General features: G+C 32.9%; 15 protein-coding genes. 4 read left to right on the forward strand and 11 right to left on the reverse strand.

The window, feature by feature from the left end; genetic code table 11:
* The first annotated feature begins 391 nt into the window (after positions 1–391).
* On the forward strand, positions 392–604 hold the full coding sequence (locus tag RHP49_13475; protein ID WNH11904.1) for a hypothetical protein: 213 nt from the start codon (positions 392–394) through the stop codon (positions 602–604).
* Between the two features lie 184 nt (positions 605–788).
* Here RHP49_13475 and RHP49_13480 read toward each other — a convergent pair whose 3' ends face one another.
* A complete protein-coding gene (locus tag RHP49_13480; GenBank protein WNH11905.1) occupies positions 789–929 on the reverse strand; it encodes a hypothetical protein in 141 nt (46 codons plus the stop codon).
* A 268-nt stretch (positions 930–1,197) separates the two neighbouring features.
* Between RHP49_13480 and RHP49_13485 the strand changes: the two genes are divergently transcribed.
* From RHP49_13485 to RHP49_13495, 3 genes are all read left to right on the forward strand, one after another.
* Positions 1,198–2,400, forward strand: a complete 1,203-nt coding sequence (locus tag RHP49_13485) for a site-specific integrase (GenBank protein WNH11906.1) — start codon at positions 1,198–1,200, stop codon at positions 2,398–2,400.
* 191 nt (positions 2,401–2,591) lie between these two features.
* Positions 2,592–6,812, forward strand: a complete 4,221-nt coding sequence (locus RHP49_13490) for a two-component regulator propeller domain-containing protein (GenBank protein WNH11907.1) — start codon at positions 2,592–2,594, stop codon at positions 6,810–6,812.
* Positions 6,813–6,899: 87 nt separating this feature from the next.
* Positions 6,900–7,271: a hypothetical protein gene (locus RHP49_13495; GenBank protein WNH11908.1), complete on the forward strand. Its 372-nt coding sequence runs from the start codon at positions 6,900–6,902 to the stop codon at positions 7,269–7,271.
* A gap of 40 nt (positions 7,272–7,311) precedes the next feature.
* Here RHP49_13495 and RHP49_13500 read toward each other — a convergent pair whose 3' ends face one another.
* From RHP49_13500 to RHP49_13545, 10 genes are all read right to left on the reverse strand, one after another.
* Positions 7,312–8,955, reverse strand: a complete 1,644-nt coding sequence (locus tag RHP49_13500; GenBank protein WNH11909.1) for a sulfatase-like hydrolase/transferase — start codon at positions 8,953–8,955, stop codon at positions 7,312–7,314.
* A 66-nt stretch (positions 8,956–9,021) separates the two neighbouring features.
* Positions 9,022–9,738 carry a 3-ketoacyl-ACP reductase gene (locus RHP49_13505; protein WNH11910.1) on the reverse strand — a complete coding sequence of 239 codons (717 nt, stop codon included), beginning with the start codon at positions 9,736–9,738 and terminating at the stop codon, positions 9,022–9,024.
* A 13-nt stretch (positions 9,739–9,751) separates the two neighbouring features.
* Positions 9,752–11,278, reverse strand: a complete 1,527-nt coding sequence (locus tag RHP49_13510) for a Dabb family protein (protein WNH11911.1) — start codon at positions 11,276–11,278, stop codon at positions 9,752–9,754.
* A 17-nt stretch (positions 11,279–11,295) separates the two neighbouring features.
* Positions 11,296–11,784, reverse strand: a complete 489-nt coding sequence (locus tag RHP49_13515; protein WNH11912.1) for a heme-binding protein — start codon at positions 11,782–11,784, stop codon at positions 11,296–11,298.
* Between the two features lie 73 nt (positions 11,785–11,857).
* Positions 11,858–12,283 (reverse strand): Crp/Fnr family transcriptional regulator, encoded by a 426-nt coding sequence (locus RHP49_13520; GenBank protein ID WNH11913.1) that lies wholly within the window; start codon positions 12,281–12,283, stop codon positions 11,858–11,860.
* A 638-nt stretch (positions 12,284–12,921) separates the two neighbouring features.
* Positions 12,922–13,791 (reverse strand): hypothetical protein, encoded by an 870-nt coding sequence (locus RHP49_13525; protein ID WNH11914.1) that lies wholly within the window; start codon positions 13,789–13,791, stop codon positions 12,922–12,924.
* Between the two features lie 31 nt (positions 13,792–13,822).
* Positions 13,823–14,521: a hypothetical protein gene (locus RHP49_13530; GenBank protein ID WNH11915.1), complete on the reverse strand. Its 699-nt coding sequence runs from the start codon at positions 14,519–14,521 to the stop codon at positions 13,823–13,825.
* Between the two features lie 60 nt (positions 14,522–14,581).
* Complete coding sequence (locus RHP49_13535) at positions 14,582–15,979, reverse strand: hypothetical protein (GenBank protein ID WNH11916.1); 1,398 nt, start codon at positions 15,977–15,979, stop codon at positions 14,582–14,584.
* The gene (locus tag RHP49_13540) at positions 15,979–18,855 is read right to left on the reverse strand and encodes a glycoside hydrolase family 2 TIM barrel-domain containing protein (GenBank protein WNH11917.1); all 2,877 of its coding nucleotides are present in this window, start codon (positions 18,853–18,855) and stop codon (positions 15,979–15,981) included. Before RHP49_13540 ends, RHP49_13535 begins: the two co-directional genes overlap by 1 nt.
* A 153-nt stretch (positions 18,856–19,008) precedes the next feature.
* Positions 19,009–20,580 carry an arylsulfatase gene (locus RHP49_13545; protein ID WNH11918.1) on the reverse strand — a complete coding sequence of 524 codons (1,572 nt, stop codon included), beginning with the start codon at positions 20,578–20,580 and terminating at the stop codon, positions 19,009–19,011.
* Positions 20,581–20,587: the final 7 nt, after the last annotated feature.

Genomic DNA, 20,587 nt, shown 5'->3' on the forward strand with positions numbered 1-20,587 from the left:
TTGTGTTAGTTCAAATTTTAATCACTTTTTAACCCAAATAATTATTAAAAAACAAGGTTTTACTAAACCTACAGTAAATAATGCCATGTTACATCGAAAAACATGGATTATAGCAATCTTTTTGAGGCTCACCAGCTTGATATAGGCACAATCCTTTGTGCATACCCAGACCGATCTTGACTGCATGAAAAACAAGGCTGCGCAAGGCGCTCATCTCTGGATTGATGAATGGAAACTTCTTACACAAAATTCAAAGGCTCAAAATAATTATAACGGAAGGGCAAGGGAGAATATGAACTTACGGCAGGTAATGTTTTACAATAGTCTTGTATAAGATTAGTTGTGTTGTCTAAGCACCTAATTTAGCAAATACAAACTGAATAGAAATGAAGTGCACCCAAAATACAAAGATAAAGAACTAACAGGCTTTGTTATTTCAAATAATAATTATCATTTTATTCCTGCGAAAGCAGAGATAAGCAATGGTAAGGTTGTTGTTTTCAATGATTCTATAGCCAACCCTATACCAGTAAGGTATGGCTGGAAAAATGTACCCAATGGAAACTTATACAACAATGAAGATTTACCTGCTTCTCCTTTCTGAATAGATGTAAACTAAAGCTGTTTTTTACTGAATTTGGTGGCTGATGATTTTGACTTGTAAACCATATTTTCCTCATCAATGACATCCTTTATCATATTTGCAATTTGATTAGCCCCAGTTGGATTTGGGTGCAATAAGTCTGGAAAAAGTTCAACGTGGCTAATAAACGGCATATGAAAATCGATTAATATGGCATCTGTTTTGTAAGATCGCCGTCTGCATCGTAAATTTTAGGTTCAGAAAATTGAGGGTTGTGTTCTAAATCGTGTTCCAAATCGTGTTCATTTTCGACACCTAAGGTAATAAAATTGTAAATAGATTGCATAAAAAAACGGTTTAGAGTGAACCAAACCGTTTCATTTCAGAACTTTACGTTTTGTAGCGAGAGCGGGGCACGATCCCGCGACCTCCGGGTTATGAATTTAGAGTGATGTACATCGTTTAAGCGTAAATACCTTTAAAATCAATTATTTAAGGCTTTGTGAATATTGTATGATGTTAAACGATGGCGTTTGATATCATATAATGTTTTAGCTATGTTTTAGCAGAGTTTTAATTTCAAGAATTGTAAATTTATCTAAAACCGAACACTTATGTCTTCAGTATCACCTTTTTTGATAAAAAGACAGAATTCTAAGAATCTGCATCCTATAGCTATCCGAATAATTAAGGATAGAAAACCTTCGTATATTTATTTGGGGCAAGCAATAAAAATGAATCAATGGGATTCTAAAAATGGTCGTGTCAAGAATTCTCATCCAGATCATTTAGAAATCAATCAGCTTATTATTACCAAATTATCCAAAGCAAATAAAAGTCTTTTAAATGCTGAAATAAAAGACGAATATCTGTCATCAAAAAAGATAAAGAAACGAATGGTTTCAAATAATGAAGGTGATTTTTTTACAGTAGCAAAAGTCTATTTAAAAAATATTGAAGATCGAAAAAAATTTCACCAATTAGATATCGAAACAAAGCGTATAAGAGTATTTAAAGAATTTATTGAAAAAGATAAACTTCTTTTCAGTGAAATTAATATAGAATTGCTCAAAACGTTTGAAAACTTTCTACTTAGCAAACGCAATCTCTCAACCCGCACTGTTGTAAATTATATGATTACCATTAGAACCATTTTTAATTTAGCAATAACAAACTCCACTGTGGATGGTAAACTATATCCCTTTGGAAAAGGAAAATACCAAATAAAATTTCCTGAAACCAAAAAGATAGGTTTAAACAGTGATGAGATTACCAAATTAGAAAATATCAAAGATTTAACAAAAGCTCAAGATTATGCATTATCTGCTTGGTTGTTAAGTTTTTATTTTGCCGGTATTAGAGTTAGTGATGTACTACAATTGAAATGGAAGGATTTCATGGATAATCGCTTGTATTATCGAATGAACAAAAACAATAAATTGGTTTCATTAAAAGTGCCAGATAAGGTCTTAAAGATTTTGGATAAACTAGAAAGACATGAAGATTCTGTGTTTTTGTTTAAAGAGCTGGAAGGCGTAGATGGTAATGACAATAGATTGATTAGAACCAGAATAAAAACGGCGACACGGAATTTTAATCGAAGACTGGAATTAGTTGCCGAAAAGGCTGGAATAGACAAAAAAATGAGCATGCATATCGCTCGGCATAGCTTTGGAAATATTTCTGGAGACAAAATACCCATCCAGATGTTACAAAAACTATACAGACATTCTTCGGTTACAACTACGATACTTTATCAATCAAATTTTCTTCAAAGTGATACAGATGAGGCATTGGATAAAGTAATTAATTTTTAAATTGGATCTGTTTTTAGTAGAAAATGTGTAATCAAAATATTTTGAAACATTAGCGAAAATCAATCATGTTAATGAAACGTATGGGTTGAAATAAATAACAAATGGTTTAATCAGGATTTATCCGTCTAAAATAATATGTCACACATTAATTAAGTGATATATTTGAATATAGACCATTCTATGATTTTATTATGTGTAAAACCATTTCATTTTTCAAGTTTTTGATTTTTCTGTGTTTAGTTTCTTTTCTAAGTAAGATAGCTGCTCAGAATCCAATATATTTTCATCATTTAACTACTGATAACGGGTTGTCTCAAAGTGATGTAAATGACATTTGTCAAGATAATCAAGGTTTTATGTGGTTTGCCACACATGATGGGCTTAATAAATATGACGGCTATAATTTCACTATTTATAACCCAGATTCAAACAACCCCAATAGTATCAATAGTAATTTGATATTTGCATTAACTGCCGATAGCAAAGGGAATTTATGGTTGGGAACTACAGGGCATGGGTTGAATTATTTTGATAAATCATCAGAAACTTTTTTGCATTTTGTACATGAAGAAGGAAATTTGAACAGCTTAGGCAATGACCATATAACCGATGTTTATATAGATACCAAAAACAAATTGTGGGTAGGGACCAATAAAGGGGTAAGCGTATTGGATTTGAATAAACCTCTTGACTCCCCGGTGTTCAAGCGTTTTAGTTTAAATCAAGATGCCTTGGTTTCGGGTTCTGATGCCAATACGGTTTTTACCATTTTTGAGGATAGCAAAAATCAATTGTGGATAGGTGGTCCAGATGGACTTTATAAATCGTCATTAAACAGTAGTGGTGATATTTATTTTAAATTAATGAATACCATTATTGGCTTGCCAAGCAAAGCGGTGAGAAGTATTGATGAAGATGCTTTTGGACGTTTAATAATAGGCTGCAGCAATGGTTTGTACATGCTTCAAACAGAAAAGGAATCCAATACCTTAGAAAAGTTTTTTGATGGGTTTTTTAATGCAATAACCGTCAGTGGTCACCATATCTGGACAGGGACCAATAACGGACTCCTGCATTTCACTACTGATAACAAAAACCAAAAACCAGACTTTAAAGAGCGTTATGTGTACGACCCCAGAAACCCTAATAACATCAGCAAGAATATTGTAAAATCATTATTTATAGATCATACAGGCATCATTTGGGTAGGTACCAATGGCGGAGGGGTTAATAATTTTGACCCAGATAGAAAACCTTTTAAACATATTAGAAAAACATTAGATCCTAGAAGTCTTAGTTATGATAAAATAAGGGCCATGTTTGAGGATAGCAATGGCAATTTGTGGATTGGTACAGAAGGTGGTGGATTGAACATGCTTCCGCAAACTGAAAAAAACTATTCTGGTTTTGTGAATTTTGAAGATATTTCAAAACCATTTGCCTTGGCTGAGGTTGAAAAAGCAGGGAAGAAAAAGCTTTTTATTGGTGCAGAAGCCACGCCGGGGTTGTATATGTTGGACATTTCAAACCCTAAAAGCATCAATGAAAATAGCATAGAGGAAGATGAAGATGTAACCCACAGCGTTTTTTCTATCCTACAAGATAGCCACAAAAATGTATGGATAGGAACATATAACGGTGGGGTGCATCGATGGTTGTATCAAGGGGAAAATGAACCATATAAAAAGGACGTGTTTTTGAGTTCTAGGAAAGATTCGTCAAGTATTTCAAGTAATATCATCCGTAATATTTATGAAGACAGCAAAGGGAGCATTTGGTTTGCAACAAGCAATGGTTTGTGTAAACTGCCCCAAAAGGAAGTGGATAAAAACAAGCCTCAATTTATAGTCTATAAGCATAGCGCAGAAGATTATGAAAGCATTAGTCACAATTATATCCTTGAACTGTATGAAAGTGGCAATGGCACCATGTGGATAGGTACTTTTGGTGGGGGCGTCAATAAATATATCCCAGCTACCAATACTACAGATGAAAGGTTTGTGGCCTATAAAGCTGCCCACGGGCTGCCCAACAATGTTATCAAAGGTATTTTGGAAGACAAGGACGGAAATTTATGGATTTCAACAAATAAAGGGCTTTCAAAATTCAATCCAACCACAGAATCTTTTAAGAATTATGATGTCAATGATGGCCTGCAAAGTAATGAATTTCAAGAATTGGCGCGCTTAAAACTTGAAAATGGTGAGCTTCTTTTTGGCGGGATTAACGGTTTCAATGCCTTCTATCCCGAAGCTATTATCGATAATAATTATGAGGCCGAAACGGTCATTACAGATTTTTCAATATCCAATAAACCAATAAAAATAGGTGAAAAGGTTAATGGACGTGTACTACTTGAAAAGCCAATAAATCAAGTTACTGAAATTCATTTAAAATATTCTGAAAATAGTTTTTCATTTGAATTTGCTGCACTGCATTATGCGGCACCGCGCAAAAACCAATACGCCTACATACTGGAAGGGTTTGATAAAGACTGGGTTTATACCACCTCAAAAAAGCGGTTTGCCACTTACACCAATATAGCTCCTGGCAATTATACATTGAAAGTTAAAGCCAGTAACAATGATGGTATTTGGGACTCCACGCCTTCAGAATTGAAAATTGAAGTAATTCCGCCGTTTTATCTTACCAATTTAGCTTATGTCATTTATGGGCTCCTGTTTTTAGGTGCGTTGCTTTTGTACAGAAGGTTCACGATTATTAAAACAACCAAAAAGCATCAACTGGAATTGGAACATATTGAAAATGAAAAAAACGAAGAGCTCCAAAGAATAAAACTAGAGTTTTTTACCAATGTTTCCCATGAGTTTAGAACGCCTTTAACGCTTATAAAAGGTCCACTTGAATATTTGCAGAAAAACGGTAAAAATATAAGCCAGAAAGAAATAGAGGAGCAATATGGGCTGATGCAAAAAAACTCAAACTATTTGATGCGCTTGGTAAACCAGCTATTGGATTTCAGGAAAATCAATCAGGGCAAAATGAAACTGGTGGTTCGAAAAAGTGATATTGTAGCCTTTATCAAGGAAGTAGCAGAACCTTTTCAGTTTTTGGCCCATAAACAACTTGTTGATTTCCATGTTAAAACATCCTCCACCACCCTTATATCATGGTTTGATCATGATGCTTTGGAAAAAATAATCAATAATTTGCTATCCAATGCTTTTAAGTTTACACCAGAATACGGGCAAATCAGCATTGAGATTTCAGAAGATACAGATTCAGACATTAGCCATCAAAATGTCGTGGTGATTCAGGTGTCAGATTCGGGCTTGGGGATTCCAGAAGATAAAATCAATAAAATTTTTGAACGTTTTTATTCAGAAGATGAAAAAAACAAGAAAAACCCTGGAGGAACAGGTATAGGCTTGGCACTTACAAAAAACCTTATTGAACTGCACCAAGGCACGATCAAAATAAACAAAGAAAAAGGTAAAGGGGCTTGTTTTACCATTAAGCTTCCCATTAATAAAGAAGCTTATTTAAACCAGCCAGAAATAGTGTGTAAAGAAGTTTCCGATAGTGATTTTTTAATGCGCTCTTCTGAAAAGGAATCCTTTGCCATTGATATAAATGACGAATTGTTGGATGACGATATATCAAAAACCAGATCTAAAAAACCCATTTTGCTGATAGTTGATGATAATGCTGATATTAGGGCGTTTATCAAACAAGTATTGAGCAAAAGTTATTCTGTATATGAGGCTGAAAATGGGGAAGAAGGCTTTCATGTTGCCAGTAAAATCATTCCAAACATCATTATTACAGATTTGATAATGCCTATTATGGATGGTTTGGAACTATGCGAAAAGTTGAAAACAAACAAAACAACCAGTCACATTCCGGTAGTTGTTTTAACTGCAAAAATGTCTCAGGAAACAGAGCTTAAAGGTCGTGAAAATGGCGCTGATGACTATATTCGAAAGCCTTTTGATACAGAATTGCTTCAACTTAAGCTCAAGAACATCATAAAAAACCGTGATATTATGCGTCAGCGTTTTAATAGGGAGATAACTTTACAGCCCAAGGAAGTAACGGTAACTTCTACTGATGAGCGCTTTTTGCAACAAGCTATTGATATTGTAGAGGAAAATATGATGAATACCGATTTTAGCGTTGAAATGTTGGTTAAGGAAATGGGGCATAGCCGAAGTAACTTGTATTTAAAACTTAAGGAAATAACAGGGTTGTCTTCCAGTGAATTTATTAGGAACATCCGATTAAAAAGAGCGGTACAGTTATTTGAAACAAGTGATTTGTCTGTGAAGGAAATTATGTATATGACTGGCTTTAATACAGCATCCTATTTTGCAAAATGTTTCAAAAAGCAGTTTGGGGTCATTCCTAGTGATTATGTAAGGCAGAAAGATAAGAGAAATGAGTCGAAATGAAATTTTCAGCAAACACTTTGCACATAAGATTTTGCTCACATGCTTATTCGTTCTTTGTTTTTTTTGGCTCAAAGTTTCAAAAGGATAATGTGCAAATTCCTGATATTATTTTTTGTTTTTGTTGATGACATGACCTATTCTGATATTCATGCACTTGGTAACAATAAAATTAAAACACCAAATCTTGACCAATTGATAAATCAAGGCACCCCTTTACATATGCTTATAAAAGCGAGAGATATTGACAACGATAGTGATTTAGATATTTTACTAGGTAGCAATTCAGGTGTTTTTATGGATAAAAAAAAAGCGCAGAAAACAAAAGAATTGCAAACTAAAGGAGGCACTATTACTATTTTAAGGAATAATTTTAATACAGATAATATTATCATCTTCAACATGAACTTACTTATGTTGAAGATGCTGTTGGTAAACAATGTGCTCTCCTTGAAAGTTTAGAAAAAATTACTTGAACCATTAATCAATTCAGTACAATTATTTAATGACTCCCTTTCGGATATAAATCATTTGTGTATCTAAAAACCTCAGCTTTTCCAGTCCCTCTAGCTTGTGTTAATTCAATTTTCCATTGAGCTCTTAGTGTTTTTAAAACCTCGGTATACTCTTGGTTATTTACTAAATTATGAAGCTCTGCAGGATCATTTTTTAAATGATATAATTCTTCATAAACAGGTTGTTCATTATTTAAAGGCGCTTCAATATAATCACGATAAACAGCAATGTCTGGGTCATGCATATTGTAAAGCATCTCGTTTATAGGAATCCCTAATTCCTTGGCATATTTAATTTCTTTGGTAGCCGAGAAATTATTGTTTTTATAATATCTGATGTATTTCCATTCTTTATTTTGAACAGATTCGCAACGTGGGTTTCCAAAATGTGTAGACCATAAATTTTCAGTAAACACATAGTCTCTAACTTCTTTTTTATCGTCATTTGCCAAGTTGGATATATCTTTTCCTTGAAAACTATCAGGTTTTTTAATGCCTGCCATCTCTAACATTGTCGGTGCAATATCAATGGTTTGAACTAGCGCTTCACTTTTTTTACCTCTATTTTTCTTAGGTGTGTTTGGATTGAAAATAATAATAGGTACGTGCGTTGCTTGTTCATAACACAAAGCTTTACCACCTAAGCCTTGTTGCCCGCCAAATAAACCATGATCTGAAGTGAAAATAATGATTGTGTTTTTGTCTAGTTTTAACGCTTTTAGTTTTTCCGTAAGGTTACCAACCAATCTGTCAATACCCGTCATGGCTTGTAATTCTCGAATGTAACGCTCTTTAAGCTCTTTAGGAGTATCTACATAATTATAGATTGCTTGTCTGTCTTCGGCGTGTAAAAGATCTTTAGGCAGTTTGGGTGTTTTTATATCTGCTTTTGCGATATAATTTTTGTGTAAAGGAATTTCTAAATCTCTATATAACGTTTTATAGATAGTATCATCAGAATCTTTTTGCTTCATGGTGCGCGTACTGGCACCATGAGGTAAATTTAAATTAATGGATAGCATAAAAGGTTTATCCGATGGTCTTTCTTCTAAAAAATGCAAAGCACCTTTTAGTTTTCGAGCATTTAAATCTAAAAATTCATCTACACCTTCATTTATAATTTCGGGTTGTGTAAACGCAATAGCATCGTTAAAAATGTCATGATTATCTTTTGGATAAAATCCTAAATGGCCATGACCTGCATACCAATAATCGAAACTTTTTTCCATAAGTCCACTGTTATAACCGCCTTTACCAATTGGTGCGTGGTTTTTTCCAATCCAACCTGTATAATAGCCATTATTGCGCATAACTACTGGGTACGAATTTTTCCAGGCCGTATCTGAAACACTTGTTCCTGAATTAAAATTAACACCGTGTTTACGTTCATATTGACTTAATAGAATGGATATTCTACTTGGCGTACAAATAGCGCTAGTAACGTGAGCATTGGTAAATAAAGTTCCGTTATTGGCTAATTTATCGATATTAGGTGTTTGCACTATGGGGTTTCCTGTGCATCCTAATAAATCGTAAGATTGATCATCGGTTAAAATGAAAATGATATTTGGCTTTTGCTGAGCTTGTAAAATTCCTGAGAATATTAGAAATATTAGGGTTATTTTTTTCATTTGTTACGTACTAAATATTTTATTGTTATTTCGAAAATCAATCTATAAGTCTTGGTTATATCCATGTTATGGATTTGTAGACCATAGCGCGGCACTTTTAAGCATGGCCCGTCTAGGTAGTTTTAAACCAGCAACTATTAATTCGGCAAAATCTTCTGGTTGTAGTATATTTTCAGAACCTTTATTTAGCATTCGTAATTCAACAGTCATATCCGTTTCTATAGTGCTTGGTGTTAAAGTGTTTACGCGAATATTGTTTTTACGAACTTCTTTCATTAGTGATTCAGACATGCCAATAACAGCAAACTTTGATGCGCAATAAGCTGATATGTTTGGGTTTCCATTTAATCCTGCCGTAGAAGACACATTAATAATATCGCCTTCATTTTTATTTATTAAGTGCGGTAAAACTTCTTTGGTGACATAATACATGCCCATAACGTTGGTTTGAATAATTTCGCTCCATTGCTCAACAGGCATTTCATTGAAAGAACCAATAGCAGCAATACCTGCGTTATTCACTAAAATATCGACACCGCCTAAATTGCTAATAATATGTTTAATATTAATTTTTACGTCTTCATAATTACTAACATTAAAAACGGCATATGTTGCTTTAACTCCAAGTTCCTCAATTTCAGAAACAGTTTCTTTTAAAACGCTTTCCGCTCTCCCAGTAATGGCTACATTAATGCCTTGTTTAGCAAAAGCAATTGCCGTAGCTTTTCCTAAACCTCTTCCACCTCCGGTTATTATGGCATTTTTGTTTTTTAAATTTTCCATTTATTTAAGAATATTAATTGTTTTTTGTCCAATAGTCCATTACAAAAACATCGCCTATAATGGGGCCTACTTTATTAACTAATTCTAAATGCGCTTTATGAAAGAGGTAAATTTCTCTGTGGTGCTCATTATTAAACGTTATTGTAAAAGTGTGTGTAAAACCTTTGCTAGCACCTTCGGTACTATCATTTACTCCCCATTCTATATTAGCTATTTCAGGAATTTCAATTTTTAAATCTAAAAATGCTTTAACAGCCGTATCAATTTGTGCTTTGGTGGCATCTTCTTTATATTTTAAGTTTACTATATGTCTTAAAACTTTGCCTTCTCTATTAATTTTTGGAGCTATTTTATAACTGGCTATTTTACCTAAATCGAACCTGAACGAACCAGCAATTAAGAAATTGTTATCTTCGATTTTATGAGACTTTAAACCATAGTAGATTGAAAATCCAGTTTCTAAATAATTAATAGGAGTAAGGATGCCTTCTTTATTTAACTTTAATAATTGAATGCTAGCATCGTCTCTTGTACCAACAGCTAGAATAGCTTCAGTATTATTTGTTGAGACAATTTCAATTCTTGTCTGTCCTTGTAGTTTTGTGGTTTCATCATCTATTAGAACAAAATGAGGAACCAAAGCCCCCTTTTTATTCACTTTAAAAACACTAACACCATCACCATGATACACGAAGTCTGTTTTTTTTATAAAACCACCTCGCTTATAATATTTGTGATGTCTATGTCCTACAATTACAAATTTATTATCTCCTAAAGTTACTCCTGTTACTGGGTATGTACCAGTTAAATACCTATCTGTAGTGTTATCACTTATGTTATTAATGTTTTTAAACGTACCATTTTCATAAACTCTAAAACTACTTATACCATTATCTTGAAAACCGCCTGTGTATAAATAGGTTTTTCCTTTAATGTTATGCGCAAACATGCCTATAATACCATCTGTATGAATAGTTTCGTCGTCTTTCATAGACTGCACATGGGTTAGTTTTCCATCGTTTTGTATTTTAAAACAACTTAATCCGGGAGTTTCCTCTAAACCACCAATAAAAAGGTATGATGCTTTTTTCATGTGGACTACCTGTAATGTGATAGCGGTCCCTAAATGTGTTTCATCGGTGTCTTCAACTAATGCAACACGTTCTAAAGAGCCGCTGTTTAAAATTTTAAACGTTTCAATAACATTACCGTGTTTGTTAGCCACAAAAAGAAAATCTGTACCATTAATATTATCTGCAGCCATACCTCTGGCAGGTCCCTTTTTCATGTAAAGTTCATGATTGCTTAAAGGGGTAAGTATACCTTCTTTATCTAAACTGTACACATCTATATTCCCAACACCTCCAGCAAATATATAATGTGATCCATTTTTTTCATAACTTGTTACAGAAACTGTATTTTTTCCTGATATACTTTTGAAATCTTTTCTGTAAAGCATGACATCATCAGAAATCTGCGAGAAGCTTATTTGTGATAAAACTAAAAGGCCAAGAAGAAGTATGTTTTTTATAAAATTCATGTTTTTGGTTTTTTAAATTATTGTAAAATGGCATTTGCTCCAACAGTCGCAATATCATGATCTTCTTCTATAGTACCACCACTAACACCAATAGCTCCAATAATGGTTCCGTTTTCGTCTTTTATAGGTACTCCTCCAGGGAATGTTATTAGGCCTCCATTAGAAAGTTCAATATTATAAACTATTCCTCCTGGTTGGCTTATCTTTCCTAAATCACCTGTTGCCATATTGAAGTAGCGTGCTGTTTTTGCCTTTTTTATAGCGATGTCTATACTACCTAAAAAAGAACCGTCCATACGAATAAAAGCTTTTAAGTTTGCACAGGCATCTATGACAGCTATATTTTCTAAGACACCTAATTTTTCGGCTTCTTTTTTTGCAGTTAACAGCACTTTTAAAGCTTCTTCATGTGAAATATCATTTGATATTTGGGCATGTACTGTATTTGATAGTAATGTTAGTAAAAGTGCAAAAGCACAAATTTTAAAATGTTTTAATGAGTTCATTATTTTTATTTTTAACTACAAAAATGGTAAACTCGTTTGATAAAACAGTTGAACAAGTTCAACTCTGAAAAAATTATTCAATTTGAAACTGTTTTTTTATTTTACTTAAAAATTCGTGTCGAATACCGAGATAACCTGCTATTTGTTTATCTGTTAGTTTTGATACGATACCTGGGTACTTTTCAATAAAATGGCTATATCTCTCTTTAGCCGTAAAGGAATGGTTATTTATTAAGCGCTTTTGCCATGAAACCAAAGCCTTTTGAGACATAATTCTGAAAAGTTTTTCAACCTTTGGCATCGTATTATATAATGCCATTTTATCTTGTTTGTCGATTAATAATACCGTACTATCCTCTAAAGCTTGAATGTTTAAATTAGAAGGTATTTGGTTCATAAAACTATCTATATCCATAAGCCACCAATCTTTAGCAGCAAAATACAAAGTGTTTTCATTCCCTTTTTTATCTATAGTAAAAATTCTAAAACAACCTTCCAATACAAATCCTTCGACCTTACATATTTCACCTTGAGTTAATAGAAATTCTTTTTTTTAATTGATTTTGGATAAAATGGTTTGCAGAATCGATCTATTTCTGTTTTGGAGAAATTTGTGTTTTTAGTAATATTTTTTATTAATAATTCCTTTGTCATTTATTTCTTAATTGAAGAAAACATCTTTTATGGAAAATACATATTAGGCTTTTATATTAATTAAAAATTTAAAAAAGCATTGATGGTAAATAACTCGATTTATAATTTTTTAATGTAAACGTAATAAGCTGAATTAGTTTTGTTTTTACTATCTATAAAATTGGCTGATAACTTAGTCTTTCCAGCTTTTGATTAAAATATTCCTTTTTCATTGATACTTTTAAAATTAAGAGTAAAAGTATTTTTAACATCCAATTTTAATGTTGATTTTGGTTAAGATTGGATCGCTTTCAGTACTATTACGAATATCTTTGTAACAATAATTTACAATATCGCTATTTGAGTTTCTTGTAATACTTCCATCTACAATTTCTTAATTTATATTAGCTTTCTCGCTAGCTGAAAGTATGGGGAACCTTTTATGAAAAAATTATTTCAATTTGGGTTTGCTTTAGCACAGCTAACAACCTTTTAAAGGTATAATTAGATTTTATTTCCTAAAAAAGTTTGAAATTTAGAAGGATTTCCATCTTCATCACCAGTAAGCAAGTAATAAACCATTCCCGCATCAGATATGTCTGCTCTTTTTTCTTTGTGTTTTTTCATGCATTTCCAGATCCAAGCTATATCCGGATTTTTATGATTTTTTAGCCAATCCCAAACACTCCAATCATGATTAGAACTCCAGCCTTCATTAGGATTGTTTTTGTTGTTTTGGTCTTTTATTCTTTTAAACTTTAAACGTTTCCCACTAAGTTCAATAACCTGATCTATAGTATGGTGATTTGGTCTCCTCAAATGATTATCGTTATAATTACTGTGCGATACAATATATACATGAGATAATGCTTCTCCATTGCCTTCATTTATTACCAACTTAACAGCCTGATAAAGAAATTCTGATGGTCCCATGTTTATAAAATACAAGGGGTCTTCCTCAGTAGATTTTACTAATTCATTTTTAAAATGTTTAATGGCTTCGCTTTTATGAGTTCCTACATCAAAGAAAAGGTCTTTATTAAAACCCCTTCTTGTTATAGAGCCATCAACACCTTCTTTCATATAATTTCTAACGGTTGTGTGCGGAGGCGATGGCATAAAATTGTTATAAGAATAATGGACTAATTTATCCTGAAGTTTCAATTTTGCTAATATAGCTAGGGTGGCGGGTGTAGCACCCCAATCATCTGGATCTGCATAATTCCATCTACCAGTGTAGTCCAAATCTGGTTGTGCATTCCCATCGGCGCTACAGGCAATTCTATTGTTGTTATAATCTAAAGCTTGGGCTGAGGAAAAGTTAGGTGCTAAAAATAGAAAACCTATAATTAATTTAATTGTGTTTATTCTCATTTGAATACTTATTTAGTAGGGCTTATTACGCTTATTCGCAAGCAATTGTTTCGGTTTTGGCTTCGGATTGTTCTTTTGCCTCGTTATCTGTTATGCCAGATGATAAAACAAGTTTGTCTAATTGAAAATGCTGCGATCTTCCACATATTTTTAAAGTATACTCTCCTGCTTCAGGAAATCTTGCAGTCATCCAAGAACTTGACTTAGGATCGTGCATATCTAGCTGCCCCCCATAAGTAAAATCTATTTTTCCTCTACTAACAAACTTTTCATAATGTTTTAAAAAATAAACTTCATTGTTTATCCAAGCCGACCCAACATCTTCGGGGAAATAAATCCAAACATCGTTAGATTTGTCATCTTCTACTGTTTCTGGTTGCCTCATGTACCATCTAACACGGTAATTTCCTGAAGCGGTAACTTTAAACTTAACCGTGATTTCATTAGCTAAATTTTGAGTTTGGTACTGGTTTGCGCCAAAGTATTCTATATACTTTCCATTTGATGCTTTGTCATCTTCTACAATTCTCCAATTTCCTTTTAACTCAAAACCTTCTGCTTCTATAATAAGTAGTCCATCTTTATTTGTTATGGTGCATACTTCTTCATTTACATTTGCCTCATTTACATTTTCCTCATCTGGTAAAACCATTTCAGAATTATTATCGTTATCACTACACGAAAAAAATAGAGTCAATACTATTAATGGCAAAAAATTAAATTTTTTCATAATTGGTTTTTTAGTAATATTCTAGTTAAAAAATGTTTTATAAATTATTTGATAGAGTATTTATTTAGTTATTTTTAGCTTTAAACTACACAATGCATCTTCAGGTAATTCTACATTTATTTCCTCTTCACCAATTATTAACTTTACAAACTGATTTGTTGATTTATTGTTTTGAATTAATACTTTAATCTCATTATTTCTATTTTTAGTTGTCACAATTCTATGTTTTGAAATGTGAGCAATTCTTTTATCGCCTTTAACTACGGAATTACTTGCTAAATACATAGCATTGTAATCTGGTGTATATTGAATAGCTCCATTTTGGCGATTAATAACCATTAACGAATTTTGTTTCCATCCCCAAGCGCTATTTGATGTTTCATTTAAAATTAAATTCCAATAGCAATAATTGGTGCTGCCTGCATTTATATAGTTGGCAATTTCAGACAATCTTTCTTTGGCTTGTTCGGTAGAATTATCACCATTATAACACTTTGTTTCCGTATTCATGATTTTCATATTAGGCGCCAGTAATGAGACTTCCCTAATAAAAGCCTCTTTGGCATATTGAAAACCTATACCGTCAAAATTTTCAAAGGTTTTGGAGTTTAATAGTTTATAATGATCTCCTCTGTTAATAGTTCTAAACGTTCCGGCCCAAATACCCGTGTCTAAGTCTTCATTTTTAAATGCCGGAATTACGTAGTTGACACTTAAATCTTGCAATTGTTCCATGGTCATATTACAACCTGGAAATGGGGCATAGGTATCTGGTTCATTTTGTATACAAAAGCGATCTATTTCTACTCCTTCATTTTTATAAGCTTTAATGTATTTTATCAAATAGTTAGTATATGCCTCATAAATTTCTGGTGATTCTATTAACCTACTTTTTTCTTTATCTAAATTGTTTTTATCCATGGCATTACTATATTTCATCCATGCAGGTGGACTCCATGGAGATGCTTGTAGTATCATTGAATTATTTTCCTTTAAAGCTTCTTTTATAAAAGGCAATAAATGTTTTTTATCTCTTTCAATGGAGAAATACTTCATGTCATAATCTTCAGGTACCATGCTATAACTGTATGCATCTAAAGAAAAGTCACTAGCTCCAATAGGCGTTCTATTAAAAACAAGATTTGCATTATTGGTGTTAAATAAATTTTTTAAAACTTCGCGTTGTTTTGTTTTAGGTAAGCTAAATAAAGCTTCACCGCCATTTTCATTAAAAGCACCTCCAATGCCCTCAATAGTTTGGAATTCCACCTCAGGAACTAAAACAATAAAATCATTTTGATGTACTTCAATGTTAGCGTCAATTTTTGTTTCGTATTTTTTAATTGGAGAAGCTTCTCCTTTTTTTAATGTAACATACGAAACTTCTACATTATAATTTTGTGCACTTAATGCTGATGTAAACAATATGGCAGCAATTAATATTTTATTAAATTTCATTATTTTATTTGTTTTAATGTTAAACCATTTAGCCAAAAAGAACCTTTTGGATTAATACTTTTAAATTTTAATACAATCGCATTAGTACCATCTGAGTTAAAGGTTGATTTAATTGAAATGGGTTTACGTTCACCACTACTATCATTATTATAGTAATTTACAATATGGTCGTCAGCGATTCTTGTAAAACGACCATCAGCATCTTCAACGGTAACTTCTATTTCATTTGTTAATGTTATATCCAACTTTCTTGCATGATGAAAGGTTTCTATAGCATATTTCCCCATTTTTAAGTTTGTTAATTTTAAAGATAATTCTCCATTTTCTATATAAACACCATCTGTGCCTACAAAACTTAAATCACCAACCATACTTGTCCCATTTCCTAACCAATTTATTTTTTTGTTAGTGTATATTTCAACTTGTGCATTTGTTTCTTTTAGTTTGTATTTTAAATCGCTGTTAGAATTTCCTGTCCATTCTTGCCATTCAAATTGTACCAATTGTTTGTCTCCACCAATATCTACACGATCTATAGGATAATCGTAAATTGGTTTGGCATGGTTCGCAATTTCGTTGGTATTAAAGCTTACCGTATTTATTGTGGCATTTCCAGATTTTAAGCCTTTTGCCTTCGCATTTATGGTTATTGTTCCTGTTTGATTGGTTCCTTTTACATAAATAGCGGCAACACCATTGTAAACTAGAGCAGGATTGGCGTAAATTTTGCCATTATCAATTATTTCACCAACGCCAGAAACCGAAAACGTAATTTCATTTTTAGTGTTAGTAACCACTTCACCATTTTCATCTAAAATAGAGGCGTATACCAATCTAATATCCGATCCTCCAGCATAAAACGGTTTGTCATTAATATTATATACAACTTTTATATGATGTGGTTTCCCCTCTTTTTGCCTTGTAAATTCTGTTACTTTTTCGCCGTTAGAATATCCAATAGCTTTTAATATGCCACTTTTCCAATGGTGTTTAAAAGTAAATGAAGGATGATTTAAATTGGCTTTAGTAATATCATTATCTGGTAATTGTCTTGCAATTAGTTTTCCGTCTTGATATAATTCTACTTCTTGACAATTACTAAATACTCTAACTTTTCCCTCCTTAGAAGCTGTTTCATCTGCGATATGCACTATTGGTTTTTTTACTAATTCTGATTGATACCAATAATAAACGGGCTTAGGTACTCTGTATGGGGACAGAACGCCGTAAGTGGTCATGAAATCTCTGGACCATTGATCGTCAACAATATCTGGTTGTAAATGATTATAATCTGCCCCTAACCAAGTAATGGCTGCAAAATTATTTTTGTTGCCTTTATATCTTGAAATGTGAAATTGATTCACTTCTGAATTTGGAGAACTACCATGTTCCATAACCATAGTAAAGGCACTCTCTGGAAATTCTGTTCTTCGATAATCCATAGTGGCATGCACATCTGTAATTCCTTCGTTTTTTGGTCCATCCCATGGGGCAGAAGCAGAGGCCGTTAATCTGAAAGGGTCTTCTTCTTTGGCAACAGTTTGCATTCTAGGAACTGGACCTCTGTGATTAATTCCTGCTCCCCAAACAATAATTGCCGGATGATTTCTATGATTACGAATCATGGTTCTGGTTGCTTTTTCTAAGTTTTCAAACCAAGTGTCATCTCCCCATTCAATCCAAGTAGAAGGTTCTTCATAAATAAAAATTCCCACTTCATCACAAGCATTAATAAAAGCATCATCTTGTGTATAATGTGATAACCTTATAATGTTCATGCCTGCTTTTTTGTATTGCAAAGCTTCATTATAATGAAAGGAATTTGGTACCGCATCTCCAATATTAGGATAACTTTGATGGCGATTGGCACCAACCAAAAAAAGAGGTTCGCCATTCAATACAAAACCCTTTCCTTTTTCTAAAGAAAATTTTCTGAAACCAAATTTGTTTTCCACAAAATCAACAGGTGTTTCGTCATCATAAATCACCGAATTTACTCGATATAGATAGGGCGTGTCTGGAGACCATAAATGATAATCTTCTTCAACGGTTGCAGATTGCCTAAATGTATATGATGAGTTTGCAGCAATAGCAACTTCTGAAATGAGCTTCTTAATTACAAAACCATCTTTATTAATAATATTGGTTACTATCTTACTGTTTTTATCTGTTGAATTTTCATTTTTCACAGTGGTTTTAATAGTAACTGTACCGTTGTTTTTGTTTACAGTAGGTGTTGTAATGTGCACGCCAGCATCAAAATTTTCCCAATTGAAATTGACATGAAGTTTATTAGTGGTTACTAAATAAACATCTCTGTAGAGCCCACCAAATTTTACATAATCTGTTCTATGAGGATCGGGAGCAATAGATTGGTTATATGTGTTATCTGCTTTTACAGCAATGGTGTTTTCTTGTCCGAATTTTACAAAATTGGTAATATCAAAATGAAAAGGAGTGTAGCCATTTACAGCGTAATTACCCACTTTTTCTCCATTAACCCATAACTCTGTTGCGTTATGTACGGCTTCAAACTCTAAAAATATTTTTTGAGAAGTATCAGCTTCAATCTTCAGCTTTTTTCTATACCAACTAATATCTCTTAAGTAGTTTTCTTGTACCCAAGTTTCTTTAATACTATCCAGCTCATAAGAAACTAATTGTGGGTTGTGTGGTACAGAAACATCTTCCCAATTGCTATCATCAAAGTTTATGCTTGTTGGTTTCGCTTTAAGATCTCCTAAATGGAATTTCCATCCTAAATTTAGGTTTGTTTTTGTCCTATTTCCAGCCTCAAAACCTTTTGGTAAATTATTACTCTGGGCAAAATTAAGATGACCAATTAGAAGTCCGATAATTAAGAATTTGATTTTCATTTTTTGTTGTATAAAATTTATCCATACCAAAAATATTTATTCTTACCTCCTACGGTAATTAGATATGGATAGAATGATAGAACATATGGTCTAAAATGAAAAAAGGCTTTGAATTTTCATCCAAAGCCTTTCTTATTAATACTATTTTTCAGTTTATTTCAACTCGAGTTCTTTAATTTTAACCTCCGATTTACCTCTTAATTTATGGTAAGTTGCAGTTAATTCAGCTAATTTTTCTTTATTAGTATTTGCTAAATCATTTTTCTGAGCTCTATCTTCCTTTAAATTATAGAGTTGATATTCACTAGAAATTCCTAATTCAATATTTACTTGCTTATTAATTGGCTTTCCTTCGTAAGGCGGAATTAATACCCAGTCTCCACTGCGCAATGCTGTTTTTTGACCAGTTTCCAGAATTAAATTTTTTCTGCCTTGGTTTGATTTTCCTAAAAAGGCATTTAATAGTTGTTCACTATCATTAGTTTTTGCAGTACTACCTGTTAAATGAGCCAAAGAGCTAAATAAGTCTAACTGGCATACTATAGCATTAGAAACAGTTGGCTCTATGGTTCCTTTCCAATATGTAATAAAAGGCACATGTGTACCTGCATCAAACAAACTATATTTACCACCACGTAAACCTCCCGAAGGTGTATGGTTACCTAATTTTTCTACAGCATCATCATAATATCCATCATTTAATACTGGGCCATTATCACTAGATAAAACAATCAAAGTATTTTCTAAAATACCTTCTTCATTAAGAGTTTTAATGAATTCACCAATAACCCAATCGGCCTCTAAAATAACATCGCCACGTGGCCCCATTCCAGATTTTCCAACAAAACGAGGGTGTGGTGTACGTGGTACATGTGGTTGTTGTAAGGCATAGTATAAAAAGAATGGGTTTTCCTTATGTTTCTTCACATAGGTTTGTGCTTCTTTTAAAAAGTGGTCCGCCATGTCTACATCGTTCCATTTTGCAGCTTCGCCACCTTTCATGTATCCAATTCTAGGTATTCCATTTACAATACTGTTATTATGACCGTGGTGCCATTTCATAGTTAAAAGTTCTGGATTATCTTTCCCTGTAGGTTGGCCTTCAAAATTTGTTTTGTAACTAATTTCAATGGGATCGTTAGGATCTAAGCCATCTACATGACCGTTTCTTATGTAAACTGTTGGCACTCTATCTTGAGTTGCAGCCATAATATACGATTCTTCAAAGCCAACCTCATTTGGCCCAGGGGATACGCGTTCATTCCAATTTACATTTCCTCTACCTAAACCTAGGTGCCATTTACCAACAATACCAGTTTGATACCCTTGTTGCTTTAACATTTTTGGAACCGTTTTTTGTTCTGTACTAATAATTAGAGGCGCGGTGCCTGGTAAAATAGCAGCATCTTTATTTCTCCATGGATAAATACCTGTTAAAATCCCGAAACGGCTAGGAGTACAGGTTGCTGAAGTTGCATAACCGTTTGTAAAACGTACACCGCCATTGGCTAATTTATCGATGTTAGGAGTTGAAATTTCTGTAGCACCATTTGCACTAATGTCGCCATAGCCCAAATCATCTAAATAAATAAAAACAATATTTGGTTTGGTGTCGGTTTTTTGAGGTTCTTCTTGTTTATTTTCATTTTTACAACTTACCGATAAAGCAAACGTAATCATTAAAATAGAGCATTTTAAAAATGTAGGTTTAGTGATTTTAATCATAATTATT

It is taken from the genome of Flavobacteriaceae bacterium HL-DH10, from assembly GCA_031826515.1.
In the GTDB taxonomy this organism is placed as follows: Bacteria; Bacteroidota; Bacteroidia; order Flavobacteriales; family Flavobacteriaceae; genus Thalassobellus; species Thalassobellus suaedae.

What these genes read in the sequence shown, in the direction of transcription:
- RHP49_13480 (WNH11905.1), bottom strand. Translation starts at nt 929, where the DNA reads ATGCAATCTATTTACAATTTTATTACCTTAGGTGTCGAAAATGAACAC.
- RHP49_13485 (WNH11906.1), top strand. Translation starts at nt 1,198, where the DNA reads ATGTCTTCAGTATCACCTTTTTTGATAAAAAGACAGAATTCTAAGAAT.
- RHP49_13490 (WNH11907.1), top strand. Translation starts at nt 2,592, where the DNA reads ATGTGTAAAACCATTTCATTTTTCAAGTTTTTGATTTTTCTGTGTTTA.
- RHP49_13495 (WNH11908.1), top strand. Translation starts at nt 6,900, where the DNA reads ATGTGCAAATTCCTGATATTATTTTTTGTTTTTGTTGATGACATGACC.
- RHP49_13500 (WNH11909.1), bottom strand. Translation starts at nt 8,955, where the DNA reads ATGAAAAAAATAACCCTAATATTTCTAATATTCTCAGGAATTTTACAA.
- RHP49_13505 (WNH11910.1), bottom strand. Translation starts at nt 9,738, where the DNA reads ATGGAAAATTTAAAAAACAAAAATGCCATAATAACCGGAGGTGGAAGA.
- RHP49_13510 (WNH11911.1), bottom strand. Translation starts at nt 11,278, where the DNA reads ATGAATTTTATAAAAAACATACTTCTTCTTGGCCTTTTAGTTTTATCA.
- RHP49_13515 (WNH11912.1), bottom strand. Translation starts at nt 11,784, where the DNA reads ATGAACTCATTAAAACATTTTAAAATTTGTGCTTTTGCACTTTTACTA.
- RHP49_13525 (WNH11914.1), bottom strand. Translation starts at nt 13,791, where the DNA reads ATGAGAATAAACACAATTAAATTAATTATAGGTTTTCTATTTTTAGCA.
- RHP49_13530 (WNH11915.1), bottom strand. Translation starts at nt 14,521, where the DNA reads ATGAAAAAATTTAATTTTTTGCCATTAATAGTATTGACTCTATTTTTT.
- RHP49_13535 (WNH11916.1), bottom strand. Translation starts at nt 15,979, where the DNA reads ATGAAATTTAATAAAATATTAATTGCTGCCATATTGTTTACATCAGCA.
- RHP49_13540 (WNH11917.1), bottom strand. Translation starts at nt 18,855, where the DNA reads ATGAAAATCAAATTCTTAATTATCGGACTTCTAATTGGTCATCTTAAT.
- RHP49_13545 (WNH11918.1), bottom strand. Translation starts at nt 20,580, where the DNA reads ATGATTAAAATCACTAAACCTACATTTTTAAAATGCTCTATTTTAATG.